Annotated in this window: 12 protein-coding genes and 2 pseudogenes; 5 read left to right on the forward strand and 9 right to left on the reverse strand. The window is 59.9% G+C overall.

Annotated features, from left to right (window positions below):
- Window positions 1-7 precede the first annotated feature (7 nt).
- The 7 genes from D5261_RS05430 to D5261_RS05460 all read right to left on the reverse strand — a co-directional run bounded on the left by D5261_RS05430 (window position 8) and on the right by D5261_RS05460 (window position 7,511).
- Complete coding sequence (locus D5261_RS05430) at window positions 8-463, reverse strand: DUF4385 domain-containing protein (RefSeq protein WP_119321042.1); 456 nt, start codon at window positions 461-463, stop codon at window positions 8-10.
- Window positions 460-1,812: a deoxyribodipyrimidine photo-lyase gene (locus tag D5261_RS05435; RefSeq protein WP_119321043.1), complete on the reverse strand. Its 1,353-nt coding sequence runs from the start codon at window positions 1,810-1,812 to the stop codon at window positions 460-462. Before D5261_RS05435 ends, D5261_RS05430 begins: the two co-directional genes overlap by 4 nt.
- Before the next feature lie 117 nt (window positions 1,813-1,929).
- Entirely contained in the window at window positions 1,930-3,306 is a 1,377-nt protein-coding gene (locus D5261_RS05440) for an ABC transporter substrate-binding protein (protein ID WP_119321044.1), read from the reverse strand.
- A 15-nt stretch (window positions 3,307-3,321) separates the two neighbouring features.
- On the reverse strand, window positions 3,322-4,188 hold the full coding sequence (locus D5261_RS05445) for a carbohydrate ABC transporter permease (protein WP_119321045.1): 867 nt from the start codon (window positions 4,186-4,188) through the stop codon (window positions 3,322-3,324).
- A gap of 31 nt (window positions 4,189-4,219) precedes the next feature.
- Window positions 4,220-5,740: a carbohydrate ABC transporter permease gene (locus D5261_RS05450; protein WP_119321046.1), complete on the reverse strand. Its 1,521-nt coding sequence runs from the start codon at window positions 5,738-5,740 to the stop codon at window positions 4,220-4,222.
- Between the two features lie 297 nt (window positions 5,741-6,037).
- On the reverse strand, window positions 6,038-6,619 hold the full coding sequence (locus D5261_RS05455; protein WP_119321047.1) for an acyl-CoA thioesterase: 582 nt from the start codon (window positions 6,617-6,619) through the stop codon (window positions 6,038-6,040).
- Between the two features lie 58 nt (window positions 6,620-6,677).
- Window positions 6,678-7,511, reverse strand: a complete 834-nt coding sequence (locus D5261_RS05460; RefSeq protein ID WP_165864129.1) for a helix-turn-helix domain-containing protein — start codon at window positions 7,509-7,511, stop codon at window positions 6,678-6,680.
- A gap of 117 nt (window positions 7,512-7,628) precedes the next feature.
- Between D5261_RS05460 and D5261_RS05465 the strand changes: the two genes are divergently transcribed.
- From D5261_RS05465 to D5261_RS05480, 5 genes and pseudogenes are all read left to right on the forward strand, one after another.
- Window positions 7,629-8,459: a phytanoyl-CoA dioxygenase family protein gene (locus D5261_RS05465; protein ID WP_119321169.1), complete on the forward strand. Its 831-nt coding sequence runs from the start codon at window positions 7,629-7,631 to the stop codon at window positions 8,457-8,459.
- 58 nt (window positions 8,460-8,517) lie between these two features.
- A complete protein-coding gene (locus tag D5261_RS05470; RefSeq protein WP_165864130.1) occupies window positions 8,518-11,337 on the forward strand; it encodes a beta-galactosidase in 2,820 nt (939 codons plus the stop codon).
- 2 nt (window positions 11,338-11,339) lie between these two features.
- Window positions 11,340-12,275, forward strand: a pseudogene (locus D5261_RS33365) (sugar-binding domain-containing protein); the annotation flags it as partial.
- A gap of 165 nt (window positions 12,276-12,440) precedes the next feature.
- Entirely contained in the window at window positions 12,441-14,510 is a 2,070-nt protein-coding gene (locus tag D5261_RS05475) for a discoidin domain-containing protein (protein ID WP_245992511.1), read from the forward strand.
- Between the two features lie 252 nt (window positions 14,511-14,762).
- Window positions 14,763-15,284, forward strand: coding sequence for a hypothetical protein (locus D5261_RS05480; RefSeq protein ID WP_119321051.1), 522 nt, complete (start codon window positions 14,763-14,765; stop codon window positions 15,282-15,284).
- A gap of 246 nt (window positions 15,285-15,530) precedes the next feature.
- On the opposite strand, the pseudogene D5261_RS33625 reads toward D5261_RS05480, so the two are convergent.
- Window positions 15,531-15,738, reverse strand: a pseudogene (locus D5261_RS33625) (transposase); the annotation flags it as partial.
- A gap of 150 nt (window positions 15,739-15,888) precedes the next feature.
- The gene (locus tag D5261_RS05490) at window positions 15,889-16,647 is read right to left on the reverse strand and encodes a glucosamine-6-phosphate deaminase (RefSeq protein ID WP_165864133.1); all 759 of its coding nucleotides are present in this window, start codon (window positions 16,645-16,647) and stop codon (window positions 15,889-15,891) included.
- Window positions 16,648-16,776 lie beyond the last annotated feature (129 nt).

The raw sequence follows: 16,776 nt of genomic DNA on the forward strand, positions 1-16,776 counted from the left end.
TCGCTTCTCACTTCCCATACCTCGAAATATGCTCCGCGCGCTGGCGCTGGTACTCTGGGTCGTCCCGCACGCCTTGCCAGATCTCGTAAAAGATTTGAGCGGATTGGGCTTTTTCGCTGGTCGCCCAGTCTTTCGCTTGCGGCGCTATTTCGCCCTGGACATATTTGCGGCCGCTGGGATGGTTGGCGTAGCGGCGGGCGCGCGTGTAGCCCATTTGGAGGAATTTCCGGGCCATATCCATGCCGACAAAATCGTTCGCGGCTTTGTATCGAAGGAAAAGAGCGTGAATCTCGGCGGAGGATTTTTGGGCGATCTCGGGGGTTTTGAAGCGCCAGTGCGGGAGGATTTCGGATTTGTAGGGCTCCACCATCAAAACGCCCTGTTCGCCGACGCCGACTCGGTACAGCTCGGGATGCTCGCGGAAGTCGATGGTTTTATAGTCCAGGGAATAGTCAAAGCTCATGGAAGATTGTCTACGTAGTCGATATAGGCCTGGACATCGAACTTGCGCTCGCAGCCTCTGCGGTTCATATAGCGGACTTTGCCGAAGATAGGCCGCTCCATCCAGGGACGGTCGTGCAGGCCGGCGATCGACCAGAGGAGATTGGCGTACCCGTTCGGGTCGCGTCCATCAAGAAAGTATTTGTCGTTGAGGAAGATCGCATGCGCCAGGGCCTCTTCGGGCGTCGCGGTCCATTCCAGGATCTTTTTGGACCAGTACATTCGCATATACCCATGCATCTTGCCCCGATACACCATCTCGCGCTGCGCGGCGTTCCAGAGATCGTCGTGCGTCCGCGCAGTTTCGAGTTGCTCCAAGGTGTAGAGAAACGGACGAGGATCGGCGCGGTGGTCGTCCAGAGTCTTGCGCGGCCAGTTAGTCGCTCCGTCCAGCGTGTCGTAGTGGTCGTTGTACAGGCAGTAGTTGTCCGTCAGCTCCCGGCGCACAAGCAGCTCGTCTAGAAAGGCGGCTTTGTCTTCATCCGCGGCGTTGCTTTTCGGGACCTCTAATGCAAGCCGCTGTGGCGCGATGTGCCCGAAGTGCAGGTAGGGGGAGAGATCGGATTGTCCCGGCTGGCCCGGGATATTTCGCTTCTCGGCATACCCTCGGAAGCGATGGGTGAGGAAGGATTCCAAAGCGGCGTGCGCCGCGATTTCACCGCCGACGATCCATGAAACCTCAGGCACATCCTCGTTCACGCGCAGCGAGGCGCGCGCGGAGTCCCAATCGATGGGATCGCAGTCGTGCGGCCATGCGGCAGCCTGGCGCTCGACGGACGGGAATTCTTCGAGATAAGCCGGCCACAGCTTGCGCAGCTTGTGACGGATCGTGTACGCCCCGGCCTCTTGTTTGGGCGACGCCTCCCAGGCGGGGACGACGTTGTGCGCATCGACTTCAAACATCGGAACGCTCACTTGCTCGGCGACGCGCGTCTTCCAATGGCGAGGCGTTTTGAGCGGAAGAAAATCGGCGAAGACCGCGCCAACATCCCATCGCTTCACGCACTCTAAAATCCGCGCTTCGGGATCGCCCATAAGCAAGTAAAAGGGAATGCCGAGCTCACGCAGCCCACGCTCCACGTCTTGAAGGCCGCGCAGCATAAAGCCGTATTGACGGATCGTGGCGCCCAGGTACACAGGGACAAGCATAAAGACGACAACTAGCGGGACGCCATGCGCTTGCGCTGTCTCCTGCGCGGCGAGGAGGGTCCAGTTGTCCTGGACGCGGTGTTCGCGCCCCATCCAATAAAGAATGGAGCCGCCGCCGGCGTACTCGTGTGAGTTGAAGCGCCGGATGCGCTTGGGGTTCATATAGGTTCGATTTCTAAGCCGGTCGGCTGGGGAGAAACGGCGCAAGCGCCGCCGCGTTATTCGTGAAGAATAACGCTGGACGGCGCTTGCTTGTTCCCAGCGAGACAGCGGCTGAATTTACGACCAGTTCGGCGTGTATTTCTTGCCCGTAACCTGCTCGTACTTCTTTTGCAGGTCGGGGCGGCGCTCAAGGTTCGTACGGATCTGCTGGTTGATCTGAGCCGTCAGGGCTTTCATGGCCTGGGCGGGAGTCATAAGCTGGTTCTCCACCTTGCCCATATAATCCCCATACCAACGGCTGCTGACCGACGCATCGATAAAAGGGCTGTACCGAAAGGGCTTGGCGCTGTTGATCGCCTCAACAAACGCCTCGTGAAACGAGGGGTCGGGAACGACATCGGTGACCAGTGCTTTTCCGCTGGAAGCGAGCTTTGGGTTCGGGGGCAGCGAATCGCCGTCGTCCACAATGATCTTGCTGTACTGCGGGCTCGCGAGATACTGTAGGAACTTCAGCGCATCCCGCCAGTGCGGGCTTTTGGCGTTGACGCCCACCGCGCGCGCGCCGCAGGAAACGCCGCTGGGTCGATTGCCGACGCGCGGCATCGGCACGGCTCCGAGATGGCCCATCAGGTCCGGGTAATTGGGAAGGGAGCAGATGAACCAGCGCCCCGTATCGATCATGGCCGCCTTGCCGCCCGAGAAGATCGTCATTCCGCCCGATCCCCAGCCGCCCTGGGCGGACATGTTCGACGCCTCCATCGGAGTTGGGATGACCTTGGACTTGTACATCATATCGTAATACTGCTGCACCGCCGCAACCACCTGCGGAGAATCGAACGCCGCGTGCAGGCCATCCGGCTCAAAATACTGGCCGCCATTCCCTACGATAAAGTCGTTGACGATTCCGGTTCCGCCGGTATTGGCGAACGGGATATCCGAATTGCCGCTTTTCGACGGATTCTTTTGCAGCTGCTGGCAGACACGCACAAAATCGTCCTGGGTCCAACCGGGCTTGGGATACGGCACGCCGTGATCGTCGAAGATCCGCTTGTTGTAGATAATCGCATTCACGGAGACATTGGCCGGGAACGAATATTGCTTTCCGCCCACCATCAGCGCATCCTGAACAGCCGGGTAGGTGTGCGACGGATCGAAATCCATCTGCTTGGCGTAGGGCGTAAGATCCAGCAGGATTCCCGATTCCACCATGGACTGGGTCGTGTCGGCGGTGATGTCGATGACGTCCGCGCCCGACCCCGTCGCGCACTGGACGATGACCTTGGTCGGATCGCCGCTGGCGTTGGGGTCGACCGCGACGGCGGTCGTGGGGAACATCGCCCCAAACGCGCCGACCTGCACGACGCGCGCCGGGTTCGGGTCCGTCGCCCAGCGCAGATGCACTTTGCCGTCATCCTTCGGCCGCACCATCGTCGCCTCGGCCACCGCATACATCGCCGCGAACAGCACGGCGCAGATGATAAAGATATTCTTCATCGTTTTCTTTCCAACCTAACCCTTCACGCCGCCGAGCTGCAAGCCGCTGACCAGATATTTCTGGAAGATGGTGAAGACGATGATCAGGGGCGCGACATTCATCACGGTCGCCGCCATAATCAGCTCCGTCTGCTGCCCGTAACTGGTGTCCAGCGAAAGCATACCCACCGACATCGGAAACATCTGCGCGTCGTTGAGCATGATCAGCGGCCAGAAGAACGACTGGTAGCTGCCCAGGAAAGTCATGACCGTCAGCGCGATCAGGCCCGGACGGGCGAGCGGCATCACGACATCCCAGAAGATCTGCCAGTGGTTGGCGCCGTCGATCGTCGCCGCCTCGTCCAGCGCCGGAGACACCGACATCATGAACTGGCGCAGCAGGAACGTTCCAAAGGCGCTGAACGCCGCCGGGATAATCAGGCCATGGTAAGTGTTAATAAAACTCAGCGAGACCATGGCCTGGAAATTGGGAATCATCAGGACGACGCCGGGGATCATCATGGTCGCCAAATACAGCATGAAGACCTGATCCCTCCCCCTCCATTTGATCCGCGCGAAGGCGTACGCCGCCAGCGCGCTCGTCAGAACTTGCAGCAGCGTCGTGCCGAAAGCCATGAACACGGAGTTGAAGTACCAGCGTCCGAAGTGAAGGTCGAGCTTCTTCTTCTGGACCGGGTCCTCCTGCAAATTGAGCACGATCGGATAGTTATGCGATGTGGCGTGCAGCGGCACGATCTGCGGCTGCTCCACTTCGACGCGGGGCTTGAAGGAGGCGCTCACCATCCACACAAACGGCATCGAGATCATGAGGCCCAGCACCGAAAGCAGGGCGAGGCGCCACACCAGCGACGAGCGGCGGCGCGCCGCGAAGTCTTTGTTCATTAGTCTTAAAATCCTTGAGTTCCGGGACGCGTCAATCGACTTCGAGGCCCTTGCCGAACTTCCAGTTGAGCGCCGTGGCGGCGAAGACGATCGCGAAGAGGATCCAGGAAATCGCCGAGGCGTATCCCATGTCCAGGTCCTGGAACGCCTTGTTGTAAATGTAATAGCTCAGCGTCGTGGTCGATCCGGCCGGGCCGCCGCTGGTCATAACGCGGGCCTGCTCGAAGCCGCCCTGCAAACCACCGATGATGCTGGTGATCGTGATGAAGAACGTCGTCGGCGCCAGCTGCGGCCACGTCACATGGCGGAACCGCGCCCACGGGCCGGCGCCGTCGATCTCGGCGGCCTCGGTCAGCTCCTTGGGAACGTTCGACAGGCCGGCGAGGTAGAGCAGCATGCTCGTGCCGCCGATGCCGGTCCAGACGCCCATGATCACCAGCGCGGGCTTGGCCCAGGTGACGTCGCCCAGCCATTGCGGCGCTTCCGCGTGGATACCCAGCACATGGAAGATCGCATTCAGGCCGATGTTGATCGGCCCGGTCTTGGGGTTGTAAAGGGCTTTCCAGAGGATCATCAAGGCGACGCCCGCCGTGAAGGTCGGCAGGTAGAACAGCGTCCGGAAGGCCACGACATTGAAGCCGATCCCGAGCGCCGCGACCAGCCAGAACAATCCGATCGCCAATCCGAGGTTGGGATTGCCCTGCGTCCAGATGACGCCCCCCATGATCAGTCCCAGAACGACCATGATCGTCGCGCCGATCAGCCGCTGTCCCTTTTCGCCGGTCGGCAAGTCTTCATGCAGCAGCAGGGCCAGCGCCAGCGATCCGGCGATGCCGAAGGGGATGCCGATCATCAGGAAGATGGTGTTGTAGAAGAACTGCCAGAAGTAAGGATCGCGCGGCTGGTAGGCGCTGGTCATGGAGCCGGACAGCTCCCAGAGACCGAAGGCGCCGGCCGCGAGCACCGCGCCCGGGATCGCGCCCCGCCCGAACTCCCAGGGAGCGTCCTTGGCGGCCATGCTCCAGCCGCAGATCAGCGCGGCGACGCCGCCCAGGATCACGCCCTGGCCGGAATCCGCGCCGTGCAGGGCCGCGACGGCGCCCAGTCCCGCAAACCCCACTCCCGCCGCCGCAAGCACGACGCCGCCGAGGCGAATGCCGCGCCACTGCGCCATGTTCGCCCAGAGCGCGCCCACAAGGGCGGCGATCACCGCAAAGGCGCACACGAAGAAACCGGCGAGCACCGCCGGAGCCCCCGCGCCGACAGAGTTGACGGCCAGGAGGTCGGTGAAATTGCGCAGGCCCACATACTCGAACTTGACGGCGGGCTTGAGCGACCAGTTGGTGAAGGACATCCAGAGCGAGAAAATCACCGGGAAGAAGGTGAACGCCAGGAAACCAATCAAGTTGGGCAGCAAAAATGCGAGCGCCGCCAGGATCGCGGACCGCTCGCGCCGGCCGGTCCCGCCGCCGCGCGTGGTCGTCTTTTCCTTGGCCTTAGCCCTGGGCGCCAGCGGCGCCGAGTGTTTGTGTTCGACTTGTTGAAAATTCATACTGTGTTTTCCAGTCGCAGTTCCAACCGTTGGAATGCGTTTACTTGAACCGCCCCTTCGCGGCGCGGCAACCAAAATCGCGATGGTCTCATCAGCCAAACAAAACCAAAATAAACCAAAAACAGCAATAGTCGCAATAAGATTTTCGCAAATCCGAAATGATGGGTTTTGGCGTGCTTTGAGGATTTTTTTCGCGCGCTTTAACGCTCCACCTCAATAGTATTGCACAAGAAACCACGATTTTCCTTGTATTTTTTATGGTTTCATTCGGTTTTGAATGGGCTTAGGTATGCGCGTTTATTCCGGGGATTGGGCGCTGTCTTCGCGGAGACGCACCACGCAGCGCTCCCCCGCCAGCCTTTCGGTATGGCTGTCCACGGCAAGCCGCGTCTTTTCATTGTTGAGCTGCTCCCGGTACTGCGCCTTGAGCTCCCGGCGCTTGATCGCTTCTAAGTAGCGGCGAATCTCCTCGCGGCTTTCCAGCACCAGCCCGGGCGCTTCGCGGAGCCTGCCTTCGGAGTCTTTCGCCACCATGGTGAAGTAGGACGTATTGGTGTGCTTGCAGGCGCCCGTCACGACATTCTCGGCGATGACTTTGATTCCAACGACCATCGACGTCCGCCCAACATAGTTGACGGAGGCGTGCAGCGAGACCAGCTCGCCCACTTCGATCGGCTCCAGGAAATCGACCCCGTCCACCGAAACCGTGACACAGTACCCGCCGGCGTGCTTGGCGGCGCAGACGTAGGCGATCTTGTCCATGAGCGACAGTAAAATCCCGCCGTGGATCTTGCCGCCGAAGTTGGCGTAGCTGGGAATCATGAGCTCGGTCAGTGTGGACTGCGAGGCGCGGACGGTTTTATATTCGCTGGGGACCATAGGAGCCTATTATATCACGATTGAACTGACCGGACAATAGGATAATATGCGGCAATATTCAAAATGATCCTCCCAAACGCCGCCGATAAGCGCGCGGCCCCAGGCCCGTATGGCGTTTGAACCAGCGGGAAAAGTACAGCGGATCGAATCCGATCTCCTCGGCGACCGCGCCGACGGACACGGAGGAGCGGTCCAGCAGGCGCTTGGCGCGGTCGAGACGGCGCAGGTCGAGAAACTCCAGCGGGGGCGCGCCCATCTGTTCGCGGAAGAGATGCGCGAAGCGGGACGGCGACAGTCCGGCCACGCCGGCCAGGTCGCCCAGCGACAGTTTGTCGCTCAGACGGCTGAAGATGCAGTCTAAGGCCGCCTGGATGCGCGGGTCCAGCGCCGGCTGCTGGGTCAGCGGGTTCTGGGTGTCGCACAGCAGCAGCAGCATCTCCAGCGCCGTCATGGCGAACGCTTCGCGCCGCCGCAGGCGTCCCGACTCCAGCCGGTGCGCCTCCCAAAACTGCGCCGCGATCTTCTGGCGCATCACCGGCTCCGTCAGCGACAGAGACATCATCCCCGGCGCGAACTCCGGCCAGGAGAGCAGATCGTACCAGAAGGCGCGCGGCTGAAAGTGTGTCCAGAGGAACTCCCATCGGCCGGCGGCGACACAGCTATAGTCGTGCGGCGCTCCGGGCTTCAGGAGGATCAGCTCCCCGGCCTGCGCGATCCGCTCGCCGCCGGCAAACCCAAACCGGCCCCGGCCGTCGATGGTCGCCACGAGCAGCCAGTCGCGCGCCCCGTGATCGCGGCGGGTCCCGTAGCCGCCCGACACATCGTAGTGTCCGGAGATCATGCCGACATATTCCGGAATCCCCAACTGAGCATGCGCAGTAAGATTTGACATATTATTAGCTGTCCGGTCTCTGTTGCGGTCGGCGCCCGCATGATACACTGTCTCCATCAGATTATCGTGCGGATGACGGAGAATGTCAAGACGATGAAACCATCGGAGGACCGAACCATGACAGCAATATCGGACATCACTTTGACGGACGAGCAGCGCGCGCAGTTCGAGCGCGACGGATATTTCGTGGCGCGCGGCCTGCTGGCTCCGCAAGAGGCGGCGAATATTCGCGCGACGTTTATGGCGCAGAACGCCGGCGGCCCCATCCCCGGCCTTTCGGAGATTCGCGGCGATTACAACCCCTCGGACCCGCTCTCGTTTTATCCGCGCATGATGCATCCGCACACTCACCCCGAGCTCGCCGTCGGCCCCTTATCGCTCCAGTATATGCTGGACGCGCGCTTCCATCCTATTTTGAATGCGCTGATGCGCGACGAGCCCGTGGCCGTGCAGAGCATGTTCTACTTCAAGCCCCCCGGCGCGCGCGGCCAGGAGCTGCACCAGGACAACTACTATCTGCGCGTCAGCCCCGGCGTCTGCATGGCCGCATGGATCGCCGTGGACGATGTGGACGCCGAAAACGGCGGCATGAAGGTCGTGCCCGGCTCGCAGCGCGAAGAGATCGCCTGCCCCGAGAAGGCTGACCCCGCCACTTCCTTCACCAGCGACTACGTTCCGGTCCCCGCCGGCATGCAGGCCGCGCACTGCGACATGAAAGCCGGCGATGTGCTCTTCTTCGACGGCCGCCTGATCCACGGCTCCACGCCCAACACCAGCGCCGACCGCTTCCGCTGTTCTTTAATCTTCCACTATGTGCCGGAAAGCTCCCAAGAAATGTCCGAAGGCTACCACACCCGCCTCACCTTCCACGGCCGCCAGGTCGACCACATCGCCCCAGCCGCCGGCGGCGGCCCCTGCGGCGTGCTCCAGCCGCTCCCCCTGCACTAGCCGTCGCCATACGACCGGTATTTCAAGATCAATCCTCATCAAATTCATGAAAAAATCAATGCTCGCGATCGCGATCTTAATGTTTCCGCCAGCGCTGGCGACCGCCGCGCCGGGATGGACGGTGGGTTTGCAGGAACTGGACTTGGGGCGGATGAGCCAGGGCTGGGGTTCGCCGCAGGTGGACAAGTCGGTTGGCGGCGGCCCGCTCTCGATTGGCGGTCGAAAGTTTGCGAACGGAGTGGGCGCGCACGCGGCGGGAGAATTCGCCATCGATCTCCACGGCGCGGCGCGGCGTTTCAGCGCGTGGGTGGGCGTGGATGATGACGCCCAGCCGCCCGGCTCGGTGACGTTCCAATTGCTGGGCGACGGCAAGACGCTTTGGGAATCCGGCGTGATGCGCGCCGGCGCGCCGGCCAAGGAGGCGGACGTGGATCTCCGGGGCGTCCAGCGCCTGACGCTGCGGGTCGGGGACGCCGGCGATGGCGACGGCATGGATCACGCCGATTGGGCCGAGGCCAGAATTGAAGGAACGGGGCTCCGGCCCAAACCATCGCCATATGCGCTCGACCTCAGCAAGCTGCGCGCATTGAATCTGGCGCCCAAAACCAGTTGGAGCGCCAGTAATCCGGCGGGCGATCATCTGGCCGCCAACGCGGAATATCTCGTGCGCAATGGGAAACCGTGGATCATGGTTTCGGGTGAGATGCATCCGGCGCGATATCCGAGCGGGCAATGGGAAGAGCAAATATTGAAAATGAAAGCCGGTGGCTTAAACACCATCTCCGCCTACATTTTCCCAAGCATGCACGAGGAGGACGAAGGCGTTTTCACCTGGACCGGCCAGCGAGACATCCGCCGCTTCGTCAAGCTTTGCGCGAAGCACGGGATGTTTGTTTTTCTCCGGGTCGGCCCGTTCTGCAACGGCGAATGCATCAACGGCGGCCTGCCGCAGTATCTGCATGACCAGGGTGTGAAGGTGCGCACGAACGATCCGCGTTATTTTGATTATGTGCGCAAGTGGTATCAGCAGGTGGGGCGCCAGATGACCGGGCTGATGTTCAAGGATGGCGGTCCGATCGTGGCGCTCCAGGTGGAAAATGAGTTTGAACTCGCGCCGTTTGCCTGGGGTTTTGCGGGCGCCGGCGGGGAAGGACATATGCGCGTCCTCAAGCGCCTGGCCATCGAAGCCGGTCTGATCACGCCAATCTATGTCTGCACGGCGTGGGGGGGAGCGCCGGTTCCATCGGGGGAATTTCTGCCGGGCCAGGGCGGATATGCCTGGATCGCTCCCGGTGAGCCGAGTCCCAATTACCTGTTCACCGACATGCACAACGCCAAGCAGGCCAAATACGACGCCACGCAGTACCCGGTGGCGAATATCGAGACCGGGCCGGGATTCTTTTGCTACGGTCAATACCGCCCCGCCATTCCGCCGGAAAGCTCGGAAGCGATCGCCATGATGATGACGGCCCGCGGCGGCAATCTTCTCGGATATTACATGTATCAGGGCGGAACGCACTTCGTCGGCAAACACGGCTCCACGGGAACGTTTCCTTCCCTGAGTTACGATTTCCAAGGCCCCCTGCGCGAGTTTGGTCAGGCAAACGCCATCTATGATTATCTCAAGCCGGTGAATTATTTCCTGAGTGATTTTGGAGACTTATTGGCGCCGATGGTGGTGGCGCTTCCGGAGGATCCGGTCGCCGATAGCAGAAATGTGACCGGCCTGCGTTACGGAGCGAGGGCGCATGGCGACAGCGGATTTCTATTTCTGAACAACTACCAGGACCGGGTACAACTGCCGGATCGCCACAATCTGCAGTTTGAACTCAAATTCGCCCATAACAGCCTGCGCATTCCAGACAAAGGCGGCTTCGACTTGAAACAGGGTGAGAGCGCCATCCTGCCGTTCAACTTGGATTTGGACGGCGCGCATTTGGATTATGCGCTCGCCCAGCTTTTCACGCGCACCCAAACGGATGATGGCCGCGCCGTGTATGTCTTCTTCACGCCCGAAGGAATGAACGGCCAGTATGTTTTCGACACGAAAACACTCGCCGGCGTGAAGGCAAAGTCCGCCACCGTGTCGAAGGCGGGCAGCCGCACCACCGTTTCGGTTCAGCCTGGAACGGATTGCCTTATGCAGGTGAAATCCAAATCGGGACGGGAGTTTGAGATTCTCACCCTGACCCGCCGCCAGGCGCTGCGCCTGACCCGGCAGGACATCTTTGGCCGGCGGCGACTCGTGCTTTCGGACAACGATGTGGTTGCCTCGGGAGGCAAATTGCGCGTTTCACAAATCGGCGGGGCGAAGCTGGGTTTTGCGGTATTCCCGGCGCCAAAAGCAACGCTGGTCGCCGAAACGGGCCACCTCGCCCATCCGGGCGGCGAAAGTGAGGGTGTGTTCCGATATTACACGATCCAGGTTTCCAAGGTGAAGCCGGACATCCAGATCGAAGGGATCGGCGGCGCCGAGGTGAAAATCACGTCGTCTCCCTCGGCCCTGGCGGGAGTCAACGATGTGTTCCTGCGTGTGAGCTATCTGGGCAATGAGGCCACGCTCAAGCGGGACGGAGCGCTGCTGTGCGACAATCTGTTCAACCACGCGCCCTGGGAAATCGGCCTGAAGCGCTTTCGCGAAAAACTGACCGGCGCGCCGCTGGTCCTGGGTGTTACTCCGCCCGCGCCGATTGTGGAAATTGTGAACAACCAGCAGGTAAATTCCGGCGCGCCCAATCTGGCGGCCCCAAAGGGAGAGCTGCTGGTGGGCAGCTATGAAGTGACCTCCGCCCCGCCGGCCGGCATAGCGAACAAGGGATATATCGCCTCCGTGACGGTTCTCCCGGAATACGCGGTCTGGGTTGATGCTGGCCAATGAAAATGAATAAAACCAATATCTTCGCAAGAAGTCTGTATGTATTGACATTGGTTTGTCTGGCGACTTTGCTTCAGACGCCGGCAACGTTGGCGCAGGATAATGCAGATCGCGCAAAAGCCCGTTCGCCGATCTCAATTTCGCTGGCGGGGACCTGGGCCTTTCGCTTGGATCCAAACCACGTCGGCGAGACGGATCGGTGGTATTCCGGCTCTCTGCCCGGCCACATTATTTTGCCGGGATCGACCGATACGGCGGGCTATGGCGCGCCCGCGCCATCCGCGGGATTGATCGGTCTGACCCGCCGTCACGCCTACATCGGCCCGGCCTGGTATCAGAAAACCATCAACGTTCCAAACTCCTGGTCAGGCAAGGATATTCGCTTATTCTTAGAGCGTGCGCACTGGAAAACGACCCTATGGATCGATGGTCAAAAGATCGGGAGCCAGGATAGCCTCTCGGCGCCGCACTCCTATGATTTGGGAATGCAAGTTACACCGGGAATCCACCTGTTGACGATTTGCGTCGACAATACTCTCGAATATGACTTGGGCGGTTTTGCTTCTTCTGTTTACGAATATACACAGACAAACTGGAATGGCCTGTTAGGAAAGCTGTTTCTGGAGGCGCGCGATCCTCTGCAAATCCAGAGCGTACAGGCATATCCGAATATGCAGGATAAGCAGGTCGCCGTCAAAGTGGATGTGAATAACGCCACAGGCCATCCCGTCAAGGCGGTCCTTTCGATCTCGATCCCGAAAAATGCGACCGAAAAAGTGTCGGAGAATGTCGACGCAACCCTCATGCCGGGCGCGTCCGTGCTGTCCCTTGCGCTGCCGATGGGCGATCATTTCAAGCCGTGGGATGAGTTCTCGCCAGCGCTTTATACGCTTCGAGCGACACTAAAATCGACTGATACGATCGACCGAAAAGATGTCGCGTTCGGCATGAGAGCGCTGGGCGCGCGCGGCGCGCAATTCCTCTGGAACGGCCGCCCTATCTTTCTTCGCGGAACCCTGGAATGTGCGATCTTCCCAAAGACCGGGTATCCGCCCACGGATATCGCAGCCTGGACCCGAATCTGTCGAATTCTCAAATCTTACGGATTGAACTGTCTGCGCTTTCATTCCTGGTGCCCGCCCGACGCCGCATTTACCGCCGCCGATCGGGAAGGCGTGTATTTACAGGTGGAGGCGCCTCAGGCGAATGTGGATGTGGGCGCCGATCTCAAGCGAGGCCAGTTTATTCAGCAGGAGACTCTGCGAATTCTGTCCACCTATGGCAACCATCCCTCCTTCGCCTTTTTCACGATGGGCAATGAGCTTGTGGGAAACAACGCAATCTTTGCCGACTGGGTCGAACTGTGCAGAACGACGGATACCAGACATCTCTACTGCTCGTCCACAAATGGAGTCGAGACGGATAACCGTGATTTCACCGTCGACATGCGAGCGCGCGGAATATCCGGCGAGGGAACGACGAACGATTTTCGCGACGCCGTGCAGGGCCTGTCAACGCCGCTGGTGACGCATGAGATGGGACAATGGGCTGTCTATCCCAACCTAGCCGAGGCGCGCAAGTATGACGGTGTGCTGGCGCCGATGAACTTCGATCAGATTCGCGCGGATTTGAAGGCGAAGCATCTCCTAGACCAAGCGCCGAAATTCTTTGCAGCCACCGGCCGCCAAGCTGTTGATTTGTATAAGGAAGAGATTGAGCAAATTTTACGCACACCCAAGGCCGGCGGCTTCCATCTGCTTGACTTGCATGACTATCCGGGCCAGGGAACGGCCACCGTGGGTATTCTCGATCCGTTTTGGGATAGCAAAGGGCTGATCAGCGCTGCTGACTTCGCTGGCTTTGCCGGCCCCGCGGTTCCTCTTTTACGCATCCCAAAGCGGACGTACACTGCGAATGAAACATTGGCGGGAACGGTCGAGGTCGCCAACTATGGCCCGGCCGACTTGGACCGAGCGGAAGTGAAATGGAGCGTCCGCACAAAAAATGGCGCGGCGATCGCATCGGGATCTTTCCCAAAATCAACGCTGCCGACCGGCGCTTTGACTGTGGTTGGCTCGCTCCATCTGCCGCTTGTCAGCATTTCCGCGCCATCGGAGCTGATGATTACCGCCACGGTGAATGGCGATAAAATTCACAACTCTTGGCGCGTCTGGGTGTATCCGAACCAAAGCTTTTATCGGACGCCTTCTGATATTGTGATCACATCCGACTGGTCCGTCGCGGCGGCGACGCTCAATGCGGGCGGTAAAGTGCTTTTCAGAACCGCCGGCGTCCATATTCCCAGCAGCGTCCCAAGCAATTATACGCCCGTGTTCTGGAGCCCGGTATGGTTTCCTAACGGCCCGACGACCATGAGTATTTTATGCGATCCCCATCATCCCGCATTCGATCAATTTCCAACGGAATACTACAGCAACTGGCAATGGCGCGACTTAATGCAGGGCAGTCGGGCAATTGTCATGGACGATCTACCGGAAACACTGCATCCGATTGTTCAGGTCGTCGACAATTTTGATCGCAATCATCATCTTGGAGCATTATTTGAGGCGCGGGTCGGTCAGGGCAGGATCGTCGTTTCCAGTCTCAATCTCTGGGATGAGGGGGCGAAACGATCTGCTCCCGCGCAGCTCTTACACAGCATTTACGCTTATATGGATTCGCCGCGATTCCATCCTCAGAACGATCTATCCTTCGAGGCAATCGGGAAACTCTTGACGATACGGCCCTCACAAATGGAAATTTTAAAAGCGAAAATTGACAGGGCAGACAGCGAAGCGGCCGGATATTCCGCGGTGAATCTCCTCGATGGAGATCCCGACACGTTCTGGCACTCAGAATGGCAAAATGGCGTTCCGGCGTTCCCGCATGAGTTTGTCGTGAAATTCCCATCGGCAGTGGAAATGGCGGGCTTCAAAGTTCAGCAGCGCCAAGACCAAGCGAATGGCTACATCAAATCTTACGCGGTCTTTGTCAGTGAAGATGGCGGGCAATGGGGGGATGCGGTGGCGCAGGGAGATCTGGAACAGTCTCTCAATGTTCAGCAGATCAATTTTACGAAGCCTGTTTCCGGGAAATTTGTCCGATTCGTTGCTCTCTCCAGCGGCGCGGGCGCAGATTTCTGTTCCCTTGCGGAGTTTGAAGTTATCCCTCGGTAATACGTTCTCAGCTCGTACTGATTGAGGTTAAGGTCAGAAGCTCGTCTTCCAAAGACGAGCTTTTTTTCGTTTTTCCTCACCCTTTCTCACATAATCAGCAGTCATCCAATCATTAATGTGTCATATTCTTAAGAATGAAGACGTTGTATCTGGCGCCAGAGTATCCCGCGGTTTGCGCAGCAGCCGTTTGTGGAAACAAATCAAGAATGCAGCTCGTAGAAATTAGGAAAGGGATGGGGAGGAGGCGCAGCCTTGCCGGGAGTTTATAAGCTGATCTTCACGCCGGGCGGATACTATCGTGTCCAGCGCGGCACGCGCGGCAACGATTATCTGCTGGACGACGGCCGCCGGCTCGAAGTGTGGCGGCATCCTGTCTTCTGCTTTTCGTGCCGAGCCTATACCGAGGGGGAAGTGGTGACGCCCGTGAGCGAGGTCGACGCGCTTCTGGACTCGTGCCGCCGGGAGAAACACCGAATCACGCAGGGACGCGCGGATCGCCCCCGAGCGCGGGAGCGACTCAAGGAGCTGAACGAGCGAATCGAGCGGCTGGAGCTGCGGCGATCGTGGAGTCGCAAGCGCAACTCGCCGCCGCGCTGTCTGGAGTGCGGATGCACGGAGCTGGTGTTCCTGAAGCGAGGGGAAGAGATCGCCAACCCGTCGGGGGCGGGGACGGTGCGGCTGGAGTGGCTGGGGATGTGCTCCCTGCGCCCGCGCGATTTTACCTACAGCCCGGAAGGCGACCGCCTGCCGGGATTTTCGCTGCCGCAATGGTAGCGCGCGGCCATAAATAGGAAATCGCGCCCTGGCTTCCGGCGATCTTTTCGCAAGATCGCCGGTAATTTTTTGGGCGGCGATTCGATCAATGCGTGGTGAGATGGAGACTCTGAGACGAATGGGCGCGACGGCGGCCGAGAACGCGCTTGGCGGCGCGCACTTCTTTCGTGATCACCCGGTACTTCGCCAGCCAGCGCCAGTCAATGCCCTGGAGCGCGTCGCAGTCGGAGACGCCGTGCAGCCACAGCAGCTCGAAGACGCCGGCTTCGGACCACTCGTGGAAGCGACGATGCGCGGACGACGCGGAGCAGATATCCGTCGCGTTCAGCGCGTTCCATTGACAGCCCGTGCGCAGGACATAGAAGATCGCGTCCATCGCGGCCCGGTTGGGGACGCGCGGACGGTGGCAGCCCAGCGGATGGGGCTTGCGCAGCGATTGCGGCGATGGCAGCATCAGATCGATGCGGGCCCATAGCTCATCGGGGATACGCCAATCCGGGCGTATCTGTTCATATCGGTCTCTCATGCCTGTGTTCTCCATTTTCAGAATGGATCGGCGCTGATCCTCGAACGGCGGCTCTCATCGCCCCGGTCGCTTGCAACACTACGGCGCGGAAAGTAACCGCGCGGCGTCCGTGTCAAAATAAAAACGAGCGTTGGCGTGGCGGCGGATGAGCGTGGCGGGCACCTGCTCGGTCTCTTCGCCCTCCAGCGCCCGGCGGACGATCTCGGCCTTGCCGGCACCGCTCGCCATCATGACGATCTCGCGCGCATCCATAATCGTCGCGATTCCCATGCTGACCGCCTGATGCGGAACCTGATCCAGCCCCCCAAAGCCCGGCGCGGCGTCCACGCGAGTCACCTCATGCAGCGTCACCAGGCGCGTGCGGGAGTCGCGCGGGCTGCCCGGCTCGTTGAACCCTACATGGCCGGTCCGGCCGATGCCGAGGAGCTGCAAGTCCAGCCCGCCGGTGTCCGCAATCCGCTCTTCGTAACGTCGGCAGTCCAACAAAATCTCCTGCATGCCCCGAGAACGGCCATCCGGGACGTACCAGCGGCCGATATTGATCTGGCTGAAGAGATTAGCCTCCATAAACGCATGGTAGGAATGCTCGGACGACGCCGACATCGGATAGTACTCATCCAGGTTGAAGCTGGTGACGCGCGAGAAGTCCAGCCCCTCCTCGCGATGCATCCGAATCAACTCCGCGTAGACTCCCAGCGGGCTGGACCCCGTCGCGAGGCCCAGCACCGCGCCGGGCTTCGCGCGGACCAGATCCGCAATGCGCGACGCCACCGCGCGGCAAACGTGCGCGTAGTCCGAAGAGATGGAGATATTCTTGGGTTTCAACTCTGACAGCATAGTTGTAATTATCACACTCTCTGATAGCATAGTTTTCGGTATTGTACTCGCCCTGATGAGTTTTCCGTGAGTTTTCCAAAAAACGTAAACGTTTACGGTAATTGCAATAATTATACAGGAAAGCCGCTG

Source organism: Capsulimonas corticalis, from assembly GCF_003574315.2.
GTDB lineage: Bacteria > Armatimonadota > Armatimonadia > Armatimonadales > Capsulimonadaceae > Capsulimonas > Capsulimonas corticalis.